Annotated in this window: 12 protein-coding genes; 3 read left to right on the top strand and 9 right to left on the bottom strand. The window is 73.1% G+C overall.

The window, feature by feature from the left end:
* Nucleotides 1-36: 36 nt before the first annotated feature.
* From ACH45E_RS25140 to ACH45E_RS25130, 3 genes are read right to left on the bottom strand one after another with little or no spacing between them, the layout of a single operon-like run.
* Nucleotides 37-435, bottom strand: a complete 399-nt coding sequence (locus ACH45E_RS25140; RefSeq protein ID WP_361439632.1) for an STAS domain-containing protein — start codon at nt 433-435, stop codon at nt 37-39.
* Entirely contained in the window at nt 432-1,520 is a 1,089-nt protein-coding gene (locus ACH45E_RS25135) for a cobalamin-dependent protein (protein ID WP_361439630.1), read from the bottom strand. The genes ACH45E_RS25140 and ACH45E_RS25135 overlap by 4 nt, the downstream gene beginning before the upstream one ends.
* Nucleotides 1,517-3,139 (bottom strand): PP2C family protein-serine/threonine phosphatase, encoded by a 1,623-nt coding sequence (locus ACH45E_RS25130; protein WP_361439628.1) that lies wholly within the window; start codon nt 3,137-3,139, stop codon nt 1,517-1,519. The genes ACH45E_RS25135 and ACH45E_RS25130 overlap by 4 nt, the downstream gene beginning before the upstream one ends.
* A gap of 186 nt (nt 3,140-3,325) precedes the next feature.
* Here ACH45E_RS25130 and ACH45E_RS25125 point away from each other — a divergent pair, with 186 nt between their 5' ends.
* Together ACH45E_RS25125 and ACH45E_RS25120 are read left to right on the top strand one after the other, a co-directional pair.
* Nucleotides 3,326-4,174 (top strand): YihY/virulence factor BrkB family protein, encoded by an 849-nt coding sequence (locus ACH45E_RS25125; protein ID WP_361439626.1) that lies wholly within the window; start codon nt 3,326-3,328, stop codon nt 4,172-4,174.
* Between the two features lie 33 nt (nt 4,175-4,207).
* Complete coding sequence (locus tag ACH45E_RS25120) at nt 4,208-4,759, top strand: MarR family winged helix-turn-helix transcriptional regulator (protein ID WP_399041493.1); 552 nt, start codon at nt 4,208-4,210, stop codon at nt 4,757-4,759.
* Nucleotides 4,760-4,761: 2 nt separating this feature from the next.
* Here ACH45E_RS25120 and ACH45E_RS25115 read toward each other — a convergent pair whose 3' ends face one another.
* Entirely contained in the window at nt 4,762-5,973 is a 1,212-nt protein-coding gene (locus ACH45E_RS25115; RefSeq protein WP_361439622.1) for a PP2C family protein-serine/threonine phosphatase, read from the bottom strand.
* A 488-nt stretch (nt 5,974-6,461) separates the two neighbouring features.
* A complete protein-coding gene (locus tag ACH45E_RS25110; protein ID WP_399041554.1) occupies nt 6,462-7,304 on the bottom strand; it encodes an RNA polymerase sigma factor SigF in 843 nt (280 codons plus the stop codon).
* A 200-nt stretch (nt 7,305-7,504) separates the two neighbouring features.
* Between ACH45E_RS25110 and dps the strand changes: the two genes are divergently transcribed.
* A complete protein-coding gene (gene dps / locus ACH45E_RS25105) occupies nt 7,505-8,068 on the top strand; it encodes a DNA starvation/stationary phase protection protein Dps (RefSeq protein ID WP_361439620.1) in 564 nt (187 codons plus the stop codon).
* Between the two features lie 42 nt (nt 8,069-8,110).
* Here dps and ACH45E_RS25100 read toward each other — a convergent pair whose 3' ends face one another.
* From ACH45E_RS25100 to ACH45E_RS25085, 4 genes are read right to left on the bottom strand one after another with little or no spacing between them, the layout of a single operon-like run.
* On the bottom strand, nt 8,111-9,370 hold the full coding sequence (locus ACH45E_RS25100; RefSeq protein ID WP_361439618.1) for a TIGR02679 family protein: 1,260 nt from the start codon (nt 9,368-9,370) through the stop codon (nt 8,111-8,113).
* Complete coding sequence (locus ACH45E_RS25095; RefSeq protein WP_361439616.1) at nt 9,361-13,557, bottom strand: TIGR02680 family protein; 4,197 nt, start codon at nt 13,555-13,557, stop codon at nt 9,361-9,363. The genes ACH45E_RS25100 and ACH45E_RS25095 overlap by 10 nt, the downstream gene beginning before the upstream one ends.
* Nucleotides 13,558-13,565: 8 nt before the next feature.
* Nucleotides 13,566-14,780 carry a TIGR02678 family protein gene (locus ACH45E_RS25090; RefSeq protein WP_361439614.1) on the bottom strand — a complete coding sequence of 405 codons (1,215 nt, stop codon included), beginning with the start codon at nt 14,778-14,780 and terminating at the stop codon, nt 13,566-13,568.
* A 14-nt stretch (nt 14,781-14,794) separates the two neighbouring features.
* Nucleotides 14,795-16,327, bottom strand: coding sequence for a TIGR02677 family protein (locus ACH45E_RS25085; protein ID WP_361439612.1), 1,533 nt, complete (start codon nt 16,325-16,327; stop codon nt 14,795-14,797).
* Between the last annotated feature and the right edge of the window lie 58 nt (nt 16,328-16,385).

Raw genomic sequence — 16,385 nt, 5'->3', positions numbered from 1 at the left:
CACCGGGCGTGACCCGGTGAGGCCCCTTTCGGTTTCTCAAGTGGCGCTCGCCCCGGTGAAGCCGTCGTCCTGCCGGTACTCCGATGGCTCTCCACGGCTTGCCGGGGCGGTGAGGTGGTCCAGCACGTTGGTCAGGCGCAGCATGCGCTCCAGCACGTCCGGCCGGTTGTCCAGGTGCAGAGTGACACCGGCGGCGGCGGTACGGCGGTGGATCATCAGCAGGGCGGACAGGCCCGTGGAGTCGATCCAGGTCAGGTGGCGAAAGTCCATACGCACCCCGTGCGGCCGCGCGCCGCCGGCTGCCAGGTGCTCGACGACCGTGCCGATCAGGTCGTCGCTCGTGTCGTAGTCGAGGTCGCCGGCCACCCGCACGGTCAGCGTGGTGGGCTCGTGGAGGACGGTGACGGCGAACTCGGTGGTCTGCGGGTCGGTCATGTTCGGGTGCCAGGGTCGGGGACAGGACGGGTGGGGCGGCCGCGCAGTACGGCCCTGCCCGCGTCGATCAGGTCGACGGTGCGGGGGAATTCACGTAGCTGGCCGGCCAGGACGTCCAGCCCGGTCAGGACGGAGTGGGCGGGAACGTGCCTGGCCTCCAGGATGTCGGCGGTCCAGGTCAGGAACGAGGTGAACAGTTCGGGGTCGTCGACGTAGAGGGCGGTGGCCAGGAAGTCGACGATGTGTGCGATGTCCTCCGCGGTGCGCTCCCGCTGTGCGTCGTCGTAGTTCCTTGCGGCCGGGAAGCGGGTTTCGAGGCCGGCCAGGGTCTGCTTGACGAGCTGGAGGCGGGACCGGACGACCATGGTGTACTCCTGGTCGGCCAGATGCGGCAGATCGTCCGTCATCTGTCGGATCGCCGCCGGACGGGGCCGGGCGAGGCCCGCTTCGAGCACGGCGGCCGCGCCGCGGGCGTCGGCCGCCCACTCATCGGCGCCCAGCGCCCGGGCGTAGCGGCCGTCGGGGCCGAAGGCGCGGCCACCGGCCAGGACGAGGACGCCGACGGCCTGGCAGGCGGTGATGGCGGCGTGGGCGGCCGGCAGATGGGTGGGGATCGATCCGGACAGCAGGACGGCGTCGGGGTTGGTCTGGTGCAGGTGGGCCACGAGGTGCGGCGTCGGGGTCTGCGCGCCCAGGTAGTCGACCTGCCAACCGCGCAGGTGGAGTACCTCGGCGACGAGCCGGGCGGGGAAGGCGTGCCATTCACCGTCGATGCAGCCGACCGTCACCCGGCCCTGGCGCGGGGTGCGGCGTTCGCGTGCCGGCCGGCGGTGGGAGAGGGAGGCGATCACCCGCTCGTTGATGGCGGTGGCGGCGTGTTCCTGGGCCACCGTGATGCGGTCGGCGGCCCATTCGACCCCGACCTTCGCCTGGACGGGCGCGATCACCTCCAGCAGGAGCGTTTCCTCATCCACACCGTCGGCCACCGCCTTGTGGACGATGTCGACGGCTTCGTATTCGTCGCCGTCGACCACTGCCTGCCACAGCCGGTCCGGCAGACCGGCCGTCGCGGTGGGGTGTCTCACGTACTCCTCCTGCTGTTCCAGGTGCCTGCCCGCCCGTCGACAACGGTCAGCGGGCCGGCTCTGGGGACGCTGACGGCGACGGCGGCCATGTCGTCGTGGCGGCCCGCGCCCAGCCACTGGGCGGCCACCATCTGCACCCGTTCCACGACCGCCTCCGCCGGCAGGCCCGCGCATTCGGACAGGGCCCGCCGCAGACGGTGCTCGCCGAAGAAGCCGTCGCCCAGTGGGCCGCCGCGCGCTTCGGTGATGCCGTCGGTGTAGAGCAGGCAGGTCTCCCCGGGACCCAGCTCCGTCCGGACCGTGTGCGCGGTGACGGTCGGCAGGGCACCGACCAGGGTGCCGTGCGTGGGTACTGCCTCCACCGTGCCGTCGGCGCGGACGATCAGCGGCGGCAGGTGTCCGGCGCTGGTCAGCCGGAGGCGGGCCCGGCTGCCGCGGCGGCGGACCGAGGCGAGCACCAGTGTGGCGAAGCGAGTGTGGTGGGACGTGAGCAGGGCGCCGTTGAGCAGGTCGAGCACGGTCTGATGGTCGTCGGTCAGCGGCAGCAGCGCGTGCAACGTGTTACGGATCTTGCCGGTGAGTACGGCCGCGTCCAGTCCCTTGCCCGCGACGTCTCCGAGGACGACGAGGGTGTCCTGGGAGGGGTCGGAGCCGGGGTGGACATCGTAGAAGTCCCCTCCGACCCGCTCGTGGTCCCTGGCCGCGCGGTAGCCGCCGGCGTACTCGACGCCGTGGACGCTGCTCAGCGTCGGGGGCAGCAACTCGCGCATCAGGGTGGCGGTGACCGTGGCCTGTTCCCCGTAGAGGCGGGCGGCGGAGAGGGCGGCACCGGCGCGGGCGGCGAAGAGGCGGGCGAAGAGCTCCTCGCCTTCCGTGAAGTTCTGTTCGGTGCTGGCCCGCAGCAGGATCAGGGCTCCGGCGGGTACGCCGTGCCCGGGAAGCGGAGTGACGATCACGGAGCCGACCGGTCCGGCGAAGCCGTCCGGGGTGACCCAGTCGGGAATGCCGGCGGGGTCTATCCAACGGGCCGGTACGGGCGGGAAGCCCTGGAGTGCCTCGGCCAGGCCCGGCACTGAGGCCACGTCGACCTGCCGCGTGACCTGGGTGACGAGGCCGCCGCGGCTCGCGAAGGTCAGCGAGTGGCGCCTGCCGTGCGGTGGGGCGACGAGGACGGCGGCGTCGGCGAGATGCGCCGCGGCCAGGGAGGCCGCCACCTCCATGCAGCGCGGCACGTTCAGGGTGGACAGCAGGGTGCTGGACACCTCCGACAGGATCTCGGTCCGCGTCTGCGCGTCGCTCAGCGCGACCTCGGCCAGTCGGCGGTCGGTGTCGTCGACCAGCCACCACACCACGTCACCGTTCCCGGCCGCGGTCGGGTGCGCCTCGAAGTGACGGCCGTTGATGCGGCCGCTGGGCAGGCCGCCTCCCGTGTCGCGCCGCCCGTCGCGGATGCGCTGGTGCGCGTCGGAGAGCCAGGAGGGGACCCGCTCGTGCAGCGGGTCGCCGCTGGACGCACCGGGCAGGAGTGTCCGGGCGGCCTCGTTGATGTCGACGAGGCCGCCGTGCTGGTCGACGACCAGGACAGGGCAGGGGGCCGCGGTCCACGTCGCGCCCACCATGTGGCCGGCGTCGGGTGGGCGGGCGGAGGTATCGAGGGAAGCAGACACAAGCGGAGGCGCGTCGTGCGCGCCCCACCACCTTTCTGCCATGGGAAAATAGATGTCTTACGGCAACAGTCCCGCATCCACCCCGGTATGGCAACCCGCTCTGGGAAGCCGTACGCCGGGGGTGAGAGCATCCGCCTCATGAACGATGCAGGCGGTCGCGCGGCCCGCTGGTCTGCGGCGCTGCGCCGCACGCCGGTGGCGGTCTGGAACGACGACGTCACCGACTGGGCTGCCGCTCTGACGTACTACGCGGTCCTGGCCCTGTTCCCGGTACTGCTGGTGATCCTCTCGATCGTGGGTCTGACCATTCCGACGGCCACACCGGACGTCATCGACCGCATGTCGCAGGCCGCCCCGGTCGCGTCCCGCGCTCTGCTGCGCGACACCCTGCGACAGCTGGCCGAACAGTCGTCGGCGGCATGGACACTGATCTTCCTCGGCGGAGCGGGAGCCCTGTGGTCGGGATCCAGCTATCTGAGCGTCTTCCGCCGTGCGCTGCACGCCATGCACGGCACGAGTGCGCATCGGCCGGTCTGGCGCACCGCTCCGCGCATCATCGTTACGGCCCTCGTTCTGATCTCGCTCCTTCTCACGACCACCCTGGCGCTGTTCCTCACCGGCGGCCTGGCCCGGCGTCTGGGCCGGGCGCTGAACCTGGGCACCGCGCCGCAGGCCGTCTGGGACGCGCTGCGGTGGCCGGTCGTGGCCGCCGTCGCCGTCATCCTGGTGCTCGTGCTGTACCGCTCGGGCCCCGCGTCCTCCCGCCCGGTGCGGAAGATGGCCCCCGGGGGCACCCTGGCGGTGGGGCTCATGCTGGCCGTCTCGCTCGGATTCGCCGTCTACACCTCCCACGGCGGCACCTATCACCGTCTGTACGGTTCACTGGCGGGGGTCGTGGTCTTCCTGGTCTGGCTGTGGCTGGCCAACCTGGCCCTTCTGGTCGGTGCTCAGTTCAACGCGGAGCTGACGAAGCTGAGCCCCGAATGACGCTGGTTGCCCGTCGGCTTCCCGGGTAGAGCGATGGAATACGCGGGTGCTCCCGCAGCACCCTTTCTCACTGAAAGTGATGGGTTCGTGACACTTCCCGGCGGTGCCGACGACCGCGCCGAGAGCCCGGGTGACGATCCGAGCGTCGACGCGCGGGAGATCGCCGATGCCGTGGAGCGTCTGACGAACCTGTGGGCCCTGGCCGCTCAGGAAGCACCGGTACGGCTGTCCCCGCACCAGCTGCGGGCGCTTCGGGCGCTGGAGACGACACCGACGGTGAATCTCACGGGCCTGGCGGCGCGCATGGACATAGGGGTTCCCACCGCCAGCCGCCTGTGTGACCGGCTGGAGGCGGCGGGCATGCTGGAGCGTGCGCTGCACCCGCACAACCGTCGCGAGTTGCAGCTGAGGCTCACCGGTCAGGGGCGCCGCGTCCTGCGGGACGTGGCCCGTCGACGCGTCCAGGCCCTGGCCGGAGTGCTGACGACCATGGCACCCGCGGAGCGATCGGCGCTGATCCGCGGCCTGAAGGCCTTTTTCTCCACTCAGTGCGAGGCATCCTTCCAGCCACCGCGGGCGCCATGAGGTCAGCGGGTCGGCCGGGACCGCGGGGGCGTCCCGGCATCGCGACCGGCCCAGTCGAGGCAGACGACGGCGGCGTCGGACAGGAGGCCCTCGCCGCCGACGTGTTCGATAAGACCGGCGACGACCGATCGGGCCGCCTCATGCGGTGAGACCTGCCGGGTCGCGCCCAGGATCTGGCGCAGGACGCCCTCGCCGAACACCTCCCCGCTCGCCGACCGGGTGCCGTGGACGCCGGTGCTGATGGCGACCAGGCGGTCACCGGCCTCGACCTGGAAGCTCTGTTCTTCGTAGAGGGTCTCCTCGAACATGCCGAGAGGCATCTGCGCCTCGAGTTCGACGCGTTCGATCGTGGCACCGCGCTGGCGGTAGAGCTGGGGGGAACCCGCGTCCACGGCGCGCACCGTGCCGGTGGCCAGGTCGAAGCCCAGGAGAAGGGTGGAGGCGTACATCTTGCCTCCGTACTGGGAGTAGACGGCCTGGTCGGCGAGGCATGCCTGGTCGGCCAGGCCGATGCCGGCGCGGCGGGCGTTGCGCAGCGCACCGACGGTGAGACTGGTGAGCAGGGCCGCGTCGATTCCCTCGCCCATGCCGTCGGTGACGGTGAGAGTGAGGTGGTCGGCGCTGGTCGACCAGTCGAAGTTGTCGCCGCCGATGGCGTAGGCCGGCTCCAGGTGAGCGCCGATGACGTATTCGTCGCGGGCGCACCCCCGGCCCGGGAGGAGTTGCCACTGCATCTCGGCGGCGAGGGTGAGACGACGGGTGCGGCGGGCCTGGAGATACAGATCGGTGTCCCGGCCCGCCGTGGCGACCTCGTGGCCCAACGCGGTGGCGAAGTCGTCGAGCCTCAGCACCGTGCCCGGGTCGGTCGAGCCGGCGGGCATGCGGACCGAGAGCACTCCGATGCGGTCCCCGCGGACGGTGATGGGCAGGTGAACCATCTGCGTGGCGGGGTCGGCCGTGACTTCCACCACGGGTTTCTGGGTGGTGAAGGCGGTACCGGCGGGGCCGTCGTGGGCGGAGACCGGATCGCCGGTGTGTGGCAGATGGGTGACCGGCTGCAGGACCGTCAGGCCGTAGTCGGCGAGGAGGAGTGTCACGTTCAGGGCATCGAAGCGCTCCGCCAGCAGGCGGACGGCGGTGGCCACCAGAGCGTGCGGCGGAGCCGCGCGCAACTGGGCTTCCGCGGACGGGCCCGGTTCGGAGGGATTCACCATGCCTCCACCTTCTCCCCTTACGAACTCCACGCTATCGCGATCGGGGTCTGGTGAGGAGCGGGCCGCGACCGCGGTGCGCCGGCCTCCTCGGTCGCCGCCCGGACGTCCCGCACACGGGTGGAGTCGTGCACCGGGATGACACGGACGCGTGTCACCGGGCCACGGACACACCCGGATGGCCCAGGCGACGAGAGGTGACGATGGCGCCTTTGCCGGGCTCGGTGCCACCGGTGAGCTATCCGCCTGCGAGGCCGGGCCTCGACCGCACCGGCCTCGCCGTCCCGGCTGGGCGTGCTGCTGATGCTCGACCGGCTGGTGACCGCCGGCTTCGTCGAGCGCGCGGTCAGCGCCGTCGACCGGCGCGAGGTGCGGCCGGATCTCAGCAACCACGGTCGCACCTTCCTCGCCAACCCGCGCGCGCCGGGAGCAGGGGCGTTCCGCGACACGACGACGGTGCTGACACACGGCGACCGTGCGCTGCCCCGTCGTCAGGCGGTGCTGAGCATGCCTTCGCGCAGGCGGGTCAGGAGGCGGGAGATCAGCCGGGAGACGTGCATCTGGGAGACGCCGAGACGTTCGCCGATCTCGGCCTGGGTGAGTTCCTCCACGAAGCGCCAGTGGATGATCTTGCGGTCGCGTTCGTCGAGTTCGGCGATCATCGGGGCGAGCGCGTGGAAGTCCTCGACCAGGCCGAGGGCGGAGTCCTCGTTGCCGATGAAGTCCGCCAGTGCGGCCTCGCCGTCCTCGCTGCCGTTGATCGCGGCGTCGAGGGAGGCCGACTTGTAGCCGTTGGAGGCCAGTTGTGCCTCGACGACCTCGTTCTCGGGAAGGCTCATCAGCTCGGAGAGTTCCTTGGTCGTCGGTGTCCGGCCCAGTCGGCTGCGCAGTTCCTCGCCCGCGCGGGCGAGTTGCACGCGGGCTTCCTGGAGCCGGCGCGGGACGTGCACGGCCCAGGAGGTGTCGCGGAAGAACCGCTTGATCTCGCCGACGATGTAGGGGACGGCGAAGGAGGTGAACTCGACCTCGCGGGACAGCTCGAACCGGTCGATGGCCTTGATCAGGCCGATCATGCCGACCTGGACGATGTCCTCCATCTCCTCCGGCCCCCGGCTGCGGAACCGGCCGGCCGCGTAGCGGACGAGGGACATGTTCATCTCGATGAGGGTGTTGCGCGCGTACTGATGCTCCGGCGTGCCCTCCTCCAGCACCGCCAGCTGGTCGAAGAACACCTTCGACAGCTCCCGGGCGTCCTTCGGCGCGACCTTCGAAGGGACGGCGATCTCCGGAACGTCCACCATCCGCTCGGTGGTCTGCACGGTCGTCGTCGCCATCATGGGCCCCTCCCGGTCGTCGTCCTCGCCGGTGCGTCGTCCGGCAAGCACGCGCATACCCCCATCGCGGGCCGGCATGCCTCGGACCTCTCCCTGTCCCGCTCGGCTCCCCGTGGCCGCCCGGACCACATGCCTGACCTGGGTGAACCGGGGCACCGGTGCTGGTGAATCCACACACTCCGTCTAAACCGAGGTGAGCCATGACGCAGGATCTGACCCCCAAGTACACGGTCCCCGGCATCGAGCGCGAGGCGGCCGGCCGGCTCATCGGTCTGCTCCGGCTGCGCCTGCACGCGCTCAACGATCTCCACCTGACGCTCAAGCACGTGCACTGGAACGTGGCAGGACCGCACTTCATCGCCGTCCACGAAATGATCGACCCGCAGGTGGACCGGGTGAGGGAGATGGCCGACGACGTGGCGGAGCGCATCGCCGCGCTCGGCGGCGTCGCGCAGGGCACGCCGGGAGTGCTCGTCGCCGAGCGCACCTGGGACGACTACTCCATCGGCCGGGCCGACGCGATCGCCCATCTCGGCGCGCTCGACCTCGTCTACACGGGCGTGATCGAGGGCGTCCGCGCCGCGATCAAGGAGGCGGGCGACATCGACACCGCCACCGAGGACCTGCTCATCGAGCAGCTGCGCGATCTGGAGCAGTTCCAGTGGTTCGTACGGGCCCACCTGGAGAGTGCGGGCGGCACACTCACCACCGGACAGGCCCGGACGGAGAGCGAGGCCGCGGCCGCGGCAGCCGAGCCGAACTGATCACGGAAAGCGCCGGCGGGCAGCGTCCACGTCCCACGTGGCTCAGTGAGCCGCGTTGTGCAGGTCCGTGAGCAGAGCATCGAGGACCGACTCCTCTTCGACACGTACTCCGTGCTCGGTCATCGCGGCGGCCAAGGGCGGATCCCACGGCGTCGCGGCGGCCGTGCCCGTCAGGTGCTGCGGCTCGCTCACCCTGGTCACGGCCGCCCGGTAGTCGGCGACGCCGTACCGCCAGGGGCGCCACGGAGCCACTCGCCCCACCGCGGTGGCGATGCGCACCCCACCCCAGTCGAAGTCCGCGTGGTGGAGGAGGACCGCTCCGCGTGCGGACAGACCGCGCAGCAGGGTGAGCGCGGCCGCCGAGGGCTGCCCCTGGAGGCACACCATGGGCGGGCACGCCGGGCCGAGCGTGTCGGCGGCGGCGGACAGGACGGCCGGGTTCTCGCACACGCGGACGTCTCCCGTCGTCGTCGTGATCCGGTTCGCGGCCCGGCGGGTGAGGGAACGCAGCGTCAGGACCGCGGGCTCGCCCTCGTCGGCCATCCAGTCGAGGGCGGGGGTGCCGCGCAGGTTGAGGGTGAGCACGGTGGACGACACGTCGTCCTTGAGCAGGCCGGCCGACGCCCAGGCCTCCCGCCGCCACTCGGCGCCGGCGCCGTCGGGGAAGCCGGTGAGCGCGCGGATCCCCGACAGCACGAGCGTGGCGAGCGGGGTCCCCTCGTCCAGGGCGTGGGCGCCGGTCAGCCGCAGTGCCGCGAACGCCGCCCGTGACACCGGGGGGTCGGCAGGCAGTGCGCACAGCGCCCGCACGGCGGCGGCGACCAGGGGCCCGGCGGCTTCCGGGCTGCGGGCGAGCCGCCGTACGAGACCGTCCTCGCGGATCCGCCCGGCCCAGTCGGCCAGTTCGGCGTTCACGGTGGCGAGCGGGGCCAGGGCCTCCTCCCACGCCTCGACGTGTCTGTCCCGCGTCTCCGCGCGCAGTACGACGGGCCCGGTGAGGGCGACCACGGCGGCCTCCAGGCCGCCGGGGCTGACGCCGGAGCGGCGCAGGACCTCTTCCACCGTGTCGAGGCGCACCGTCAGGGACCGGCCCGCGCTCGGGGGGCGTCCCAGCAGCCGCTCGGCGGCCCGGCGTTGGAGGTCGTCGGGGTGCGCCAGGGCGACCGTCCCGGTGAGCGGCCGCCCGGCCGCCATCCGCTGCCGGACTCGTTCCAGGAGCCAGGCCAGACCCGGGTCTCCGAGCAGCCGCCCGAGCCGTTCGCCGTCGACCTTCGCTTCGGCCGCGAGGGGGTTCACGTCCACGGGGCCCCCGGATCGACCGTGACGTCGCGGGCGGGGGCGGGCACCTGGGCGGGAACCGCCGCCGGCCCCACGGTGGTGCCGGGCTCGGGGCCGCGCCGGCGTTCGCCGCCGTTCCACTCCCATCGGGTCACCAGGACGGCGTCGATGTCGTCGACCCGGGACAGCTGGGCGATGGCGATGCCGGGCACCTGCGGGTAGCAGGCCCACTCGCGTTCGCTGGTCATGACGACGTCGAGGTCGAAGGCGCGCAGCAGACCCAGGCACTTGGCGCGGGAGTCGTCGTCCACGCCCGCGAACGCCTCGTCGAGGGTGACGAGGCGCGGGGCGTGGGCGCCGCCCGCGCTCGCGTAGTGGGAGGAGGCGGCGGCGAACAGGGGGACGGAAGCGGCGAGGACGCGTTCGCCGCCGGAGGCGGGGCCGGTGGCCGGTACCCACTTGCCGTGCTGGTGGCGTTCGACGCCGAACTCGTGCCAGGCACGGTAGTCGAGGGCGGCGGTGAGGTCCTCCTGCCAGCTGCCGGTACGGTCGTCGGCCTGCCGGCGGGCGATCTGCTCCTGGAGGAAGGCGCCGACGGCGGCCCGGTCCTCGGGTGACCAGGCGTCGGCGGACTGGCGCAGCCGGTCCCGGGCCTGGGCCAGCCCCTGCGGGGCGCGGCGGGAGGCACGCCAGACCAGGCGCAGCTTCATGCCCGTGGACGTCGGTCGCTCCTCCAACTCCCGGTTCATGGCGCGTACTTGATGTTCGGCCGCGCCGATCAGTTCCTGGAGGGTGCCGGCTACCTCGGTGATCAGGTGGGTCTGGAGGATCTCGCGTTCGTGCGCGGACAGGATGCGGGTGAGTTCGGTGACCTCGGTGGCGAGGGCTTCGGCGAGTTCGGGTACGGCGCGTTCTCGGCCCTGGTAGACGATGTCGACGCGCATGCCGTCCTCGCCGGGGCGGGCCGTGGCGGTGTGGCCGTGCCGGGACAACGCGTCCTGGAGCCGGCCGAGTTCCTCGCTGAGATGTTTCTGGATGCGTTCCCAGGCCGCGTCGGAGTCGTCGGTCGTGGCGAGGCGGGACTCGACGGCGCGGGCGAGGGTCACGGCGGGGGTGGCCGCCCACGGCCCGCCGTCCTCGTCCGGTACGGGCAGGTCGGGGAGGGCCACGGCGAGCAGTCCGGTCGCCGTGAACCGCTGGAGCGCGGCGACGGCCCGTTCACGTGCGGCGGTGGCGTCGGTGACATCCTCGGCGAGCCGCTCGATACGCCCCTCCGCATGGCCGGCCCGCCGGTCGGCGGCCTGGATGTCCTCCTGGGTGCGCTGCTGTTCGAGCGCGCAGGCGCGTGCGGCCTCCCCGGTCTCCTCCAGCCGCCGCTGGAGTTCGGCGACGGCCGCTCCGGCGGTGGAGCGGAGGGTGCGCAGGTGTTCGTCGGCGGCCGCGGCGAGGCGGGCCGCCTCCGTGGCGCGTCCGGCGAGCTCGGAGGCGAGCTGCTCGGCGCGGCCGGTCTCGGCCCGTTCCCCGTCGACCGCCTGCTCGGCGTCCGCGCGCTCGCGCGACGCGGGCCAGAGCGCGGCGAGGTGGACGGCGTGGTCGGCGAGCGCCTGCCGCACGGCGGCCAGGCCGTCCCGGCCGGCGGGGAGGTTCAGGTCGGCCGCCGTGTCGCCGAGTTCGCCGGCCGTACGGTCGGCTTCGGTGGCCGCGCGGGCCAGTTCGGCGGCCCGCTCCCGCTGCCGGGTCCGGGCCCGGTGCACGGCGCCGGCCGCCGCGCCGTGCCGGGCGTGGGCGCGGCGCAGGTCGTCCTCGCCGGGTACGGCGGCGAGTTCGGCGTCGAGTACGGTGCGCCGCTCGGACACCGCCCGGCGTTCTGCGCCGAGTCGCTCCCGCTCGATCTCCAAGGCCGTCTGTTCGAAGCGCAGTTCCCTGATCCGGTTGCGGCGGTCCCGCTCCCGGGCCCCCTCCCCCACGTACTGGGCGCTGTCCTTGGTCCAGCCGCCGGTGAGCGCGCCGACCCGGAAGCGGCCGTCGGCGCAGACCCAGGTACGGCTGTCGCCCTCCCGGTCCGTGTCCACCAGCGCGATGGCGGCCAGCAGGCGCTGGACGGTCTGCTCGCCGACGGCAGCGGCCCCGGCGTCGGCGTGGTCGACGGCCGGGCACAGCGCGCGGTCGAGTCCGTGTCCGGTGGGCAGGTCGAGCGGGTCGAGGAGTACGTCGTGGCCGCCCGCCGGCACCGCGGTGCCGTCCGGCCTCACCCAGGCGTCGAGGAGCCCGGAAGCCTCCAACGCGGCTTCCAGGCCCGCCCGTTCGGCCTCCGTCACATGCGGGCGGAAGTCGACGAGACGCCAGAGCGGGGCGCCGAGGGCGCGGGTGCGGACGTCGGCGGTGCGGGTGTGCGGAGCGGTGGGTCCGCGCTGTCCGCCGGTTTCGAGGGCGGCCAGTTCCTCGGCCCGCTCGCGCAGGCGTTCGGCCGTCGCCGTCTCCCGCTGGGCCAACGCGGCTGCCCAATCAGCAAGTTGGGCACCGAGGCCGCGATGCGCGGCGGTGGCGGCGAGTCGGGCCGGGTGGGGCCCGTCCAGGCTGCCCGTCCAGCCCTGCACGGCGTCGAGCACCCCAGGCAGCCCGTCGACGCGCAGTTCCACGCACCCCGACAGGTGCTCCCGTACGGCCGCGACCAGGGCGTGCCCCGCCTCCGTGACCGCCTCCTCGGCCTCGGCCAGCAGTTCCGCGCTGTGCCCGGCCTCCTCGTCGGCCTCGTCGGCGCGCAGCCGGGCGGCCTTGCGGGCCTCCTCGGAGCGTTCGGCCGCTGCCACGAGGGTCTCCACGTGGTCCACGGCCCGCCGCCTGCTCGCCGTGGCCTCGTCGGCGGCGCGGCGCAGGGCCGGGGCGGGGGCTCCGGAGGTGCGGGGTACGTCGATGCGGGCCGCCGCCGCGCTGTCGGCGACCCGGCCTTCGATGTCGCCCAGGGCTTCCCGGGCGGCGGTCAGCCGGTTCGTGGCGGTGGCGAGCCGGCCGAGGGCCCGGGTGTGCGCTTCGGCGGCCTTCTGCCGGTCCGCCTCGAAGCGGACGGCGTCCCCGGCCGTGCGGGAGGCGTCGGCCGCCGCCTGGTCGAGGGCGCGCGCGTCGCGCATCTCGGGCCCGGACCGCAGTGCCGTGTCCTGGGCGCTCAGCCGTGCCGCCCGCTCGGCGAGCGCCGCCGCGCGGTCCTGCGCCTGGGTCCGGTCCGTCACGGCCTGGTCGTGGTCGGCCTGCGCTCTGACGAGTTCCCGCTGGAGGTGTTCGTAGCGGGCGTGTTCGGCGCGGGGCAGGCGGGCCCTGCGCCGGGCGGCGATGCGGGCGTAGCGCCGGTAGTGGTCGAGGAACGCCGACGACGCCTGCTCTGCCTCGCGGGCCGCGCGCAGTTCCTCCTTCTCCTCGTCCAGCGACCGGAACGCCTCCGCCGCGTCGGCGATGACCGCCTGGTCCATCGGCGGCAGCGCCTCCGTCAGCGCCCGGGACAGGGCTGCCTCGTTGGGCCGCTTGGACAGCTGGGGCTGGCGCAGCTGGATGAGCAGGTCGACGAGCGCGCCGTAGCGCCGCTCCCCCAGCCCGAACAGGGCCTCGTCGACCGCGCGCCGGTACGCCTTGGCGGTGTCGTACACCATGCCGTGGCCGCCGATGGCCTCGGCGAGCCGGTCCCGGGACAGGGCGGTGCCGGTGGCGTCGAGCAGGTCGAGTCCGGCGGCGATCCGCTGGGTGGTGACGGCGAACCAGTGGCGGGCGATGCCGCGTCCGGCGACGGCCTTCAGGCCGCACAGCAGGGTGCGGTAGTGGCCCTCGCCGGTGGTGTCGTCGAGCCGGCCGAACTCGATCCAGGTGTAGCCGAGCCGTTCCGGGTGGGGGTGTTCGCCGCCCAGGAGCAGGTTCCACTCCATGCGCTTGCCGGGGTCGCCGTCGGGCTCGACGCGGCGCGCGGAGAGGTCGCCGTCGAGCAGGAACGGCAGGGTGAGGGCGAGCACCTTCGACTTGCCGGTGCCGTTGTTGCCGCGCAGCAGCAGCCGGCCGTCGCGGAACCAGAACTCCTCGACGTCGTAGTGGAACAGGTCGACGAGCCCGATCCGCAGGGGCCGCCACCGGCCGGGCGCGGGGGCGGGGAGTACCAGGCCCGGGAGCGCGGTCTGTACGGTCCGCGCGGTCTGTGCGGTCTGTGCGGTCTCCACGGGCGGGGCGGTCACGGCGCGGGTCACCTTTCGTCGCCGGTCGTTCTGATGACGGCGTCGCCGACCGCGTACCGCGCGAGGGCGGGGCGGGGCACGACGCCTCGCGGGGTGTGCTCGGCGAGCCCGAGGGCCTGGAGCTTGGTCAGGGCCTGTGCCACGAGCGCGGGTTCGGCTCCCGGCTCGCGGGCGCTCTTGGACCAGAAGTTGCCGTGTTCTACTGCGAGTTCGCGTACGTGCGCGGCCAGTTCGGCGACTGTGACGGGCCCGTCGGCCCGCGCCAGGTGCTGGGCGATCAGCAGGGTGATGTGGCCGTGGGTGCCCTGTTCCGGCATGCGTACGTCGGTCAGGTCGTCCAGCGGATCGACCATGGCGATGCCCTCGGCGCGAACCTCGGCGACCAGGCCGGTCAGTTCGGTGATCCGGGCGGTGATGAAGCCGCGCTGCCGGGTGAGGTAGCCGAGTTCGTCGTCGGTGAGGTCGTCGTAGTAGAGCACGGGGTCGTCGAGGAGGCGGCGGGTCAGTTTCCAGCGGATGGTGCGGAAGCGCAGCTCGTCGCTGTCGAGGGCGGTCCGAGCCGTCATCTCCGTCAATCGCTCGTCGAAGTCCTCGGCCTCGATCAGGGAGGGTCCGCGCAGGGAGGCCGGCATCCCGGCGAGGACGCGTCGGCGTACGTCGTACAGCACGTCCCCCGAGCCGCTGACGTACGCCTCCTCGTCACCGGCGACCCGCCGCAGCACCCCGAGCCGGAGCAGCAGGCGTACGACGGCGGCGAGGTCGAGGCGTTCGTCGCGCCGCTCCAGGGTGAACTCGATCCCAGCGGCGAGGAGTTCGGGGTCGGCGGCGGCCAGCACGACCTGTTCGGCGAGGCGGCCGAGGGCGACCTGGGCCTCGCCGCGTTCCAGGGCGGCGAGGGTCAGGCAGAGCAGGACGTAGCGGCGGCGGGTGAAGGGCAGGGCGGTGCGGGCCGCCTCGCGGGCGGGGTGGGTGGCGTCGGTGAGGGTGCCGGGGGTCTTGCGCAGCCGGGCGGCGTCGGCGTCGGTGCGCAGCGTCCAGCCGACGTTGCGTTCGAACCAGTCGCGCAGTGCGGTGGCGTGCCGGCGCACCAGCCGGAACTCGTCGGCGTACGGCCCGTCGGCGGTCAGCAGCGGCTCCTTCAGCAACGCACGTGCGGCGCGCTGGAATTCGGCCTCGCGCTGGCCTTCGAGGACCTCCGCCAGGGGGCCGGGTGAGCCGGTCACCGTTGCTCTCCCAGTCACCGTTGCTCTCCCATCCTGAGGTCGACGATGTCGATCAGATGGTCGGGACCGCTGAACACCCCGTCGACCGTCCGCACTTCGGCCGTCGAGCCGTCGTCCAGCGCGGTCAGCCGTATCTCCATCGAACCGTCCGAGCTGGTCGCCGTGGTGGTCGTCATGCCCGGCCGCCAGGTGGCGAGGGCGTCGCCGAGCAGCCGCAGGAACAACTGGAAGGCGAGGGGGTCGAGTTCACCGAGCCGGGACAGCCGTCCCGGCCCGCCCGTCGCGAGCCGGTCGCGGGCCTGCCTGGCCTGAGCCGTCTGCCGGGCGGCGAGTTCGGCGAGCCGCCGTTTCGCCTCGCCCCGGTCGGCCACCCGGCGCGGCCTGCCCCGGCGTTCGTAGCTTCCGGTACGGCGCAGTTGGGGGCTGATCCGCAGCGGTCGCGCCTTCGCCCAGGGCGTGGCGGCGGGCTCCGGGGCGGCGGCGCGTTCGGCGAGGGTGTCGGCGTCGACGGTGAGGTGCCGGGACGAGTGCAGCCCGAACGCCACCCGCCACAGCCGGTGCCGCGTCTCGTCGTCCGGTGCCTGGGCGAACCAGCGTGCCAGCGTACGGAAGTCCGCGGAACGGTCCGAGCGCCCGGCCCGCCGCTCGTTCAACTGCCGTACGACAGCCAGCAGCTGCGGAATCGCCCCGAGGGCACGCCCGCGCAGCAGCCGGGCCTGCGACTCCCGCCCCTCCTCCGACACGAACCACTGGGCGAGCCCGGACCAGCGCGCGGCCCACTTCTCGTACGCCAGCGCCTCCGCCCGCTCGGCCTCCTCGGGAGCGGCGTCGGCGGCCTCCCGCCCGGCGGCGAGGGCCAGCAGCGGCCCCACCCTCCCCTGATCCTCCAGCTCGCCGATGAGCAGGGCGATCCGCCCGCCGAGCGTGATCAGATCCTGGATGAACCGCTCCAGGTACTGGATCAGCCGGTCCTTGTACGCGAGGAACGCCTCGACCTCGATGTCGTGCAGGTCGATGGTGCGCTGCAACGACCCCATGAAGGCACGCGCGTTGTCCGCGAGGTCGGTGAAGCGCGCCGTCAGCACGGACAGCGCGATATGTGCCTTGGCCGGATCCGGCTCGTCCTCCTGGGCGATCACCAGCAGCGCCCGCAACTGTGTGACGATGTCGTGCAGCGCGACCGCCTGAAGCTCCCCGCGCCGCCCGAGCGCCGCGTCGTACGCCCCGAGCGCCGCCTCGGCCGCCTCACCGGCCCGGGTGAGCTGGTAGATGAACCGTCTGCGGTAGAAGTCCTCGACCGCCGTCACCCGAGCGGTGTCCGGATCGGCCCGCAGATTCCCCCAGCCGACCAGACTGTCCAACGCCTTCACCACCGCCTCCAGGTCCACCGGCCCACTCCCCCCGCCCAGGACGGCATACACGTCCTCCGGCCGCAGATGCACCGCGAACCGCTCCTTGGCGGCGAGGAACGCCCGCATCACCTGACGGTAGAGGGCGGAGTTGGGCGCGGTGAGGTGCGCGAACGGGCTGTAGTTCTGCGAGGTCATCGTGGGTCCATTGTTCCCGACCGCCGCCCCTGCCCGTGCACGATGTCCGTATTTCGCC

It is taken from the genome of Streptomyces sp. NPDC020299 (genome assembly GCF_044387825.1).
In the GTDB taxonomy this organism is placed as follows: Bacteria; Actinomycetota; Actinomycetes; order Streptomycetales; family Streptomycetaceae; genus Streptomyces.
This window is presented reverse-complemented; position numbering and strand designations above follow the sequence as displayed.

Coding starts and splice junctions, on each gene's coding strand:
- ACH45E_RS25140 (WP_361439632.1), bottom strand. CDS start 435: ATGACCGACCCGCAGACCACCGAGTTCGCCGTCACCGTCCTCCACGAG.
- ACH45E_RS25130 (WP_361439628.1), bottom strand. CDS start 3,139: ATGGTGGGCGCGACGTGGACCGCGGCCCCCTGCCCTGTCCTGGTCGTC.
- ACH45E_RS25125 (WP_361439626.1), top strand. CDS start 3,326: ATGAACGATGCAGGCGGTCGCGCGGCCCGCTGGTCTGCGGCGCTGCGC.
- ACH45E_RS25120 (WP_399041493.1), top strand. CDS start 4,208: ATGGAATACGCGGGTGCTCCCGCAGCACCCTTTCTCACTGAAAGTGAT.
- ACH45E_RS25115 (WP_361439622.1), bottom strand. CDS start 5,973: ATGGTGAATCCCTCCGAACCGGGCCCGTCCGCGGAAGCCCAGTTGCGC.
- ACH45E_RS25110 (WP_399041554.1), bottom strand. CDS start 7,304: ATGGCGACGACGACCGTGCAGACCACCGAGCGGATGGTGGACGTTCCG.
- dps (WP_361439620.1), top strand. CDS start 7,505: ATGACGCAGGATCTGACCCCCAAGTACACGGTCCCCGGCATCGAGCGC.
- ACH45E_RS25085 (WP_361439612.1), bottom strand. CDS start 16,327: ATGACCTCGCAGAACTACAGCCCGTTCGCGCACCTCACCGCGCCCAAC.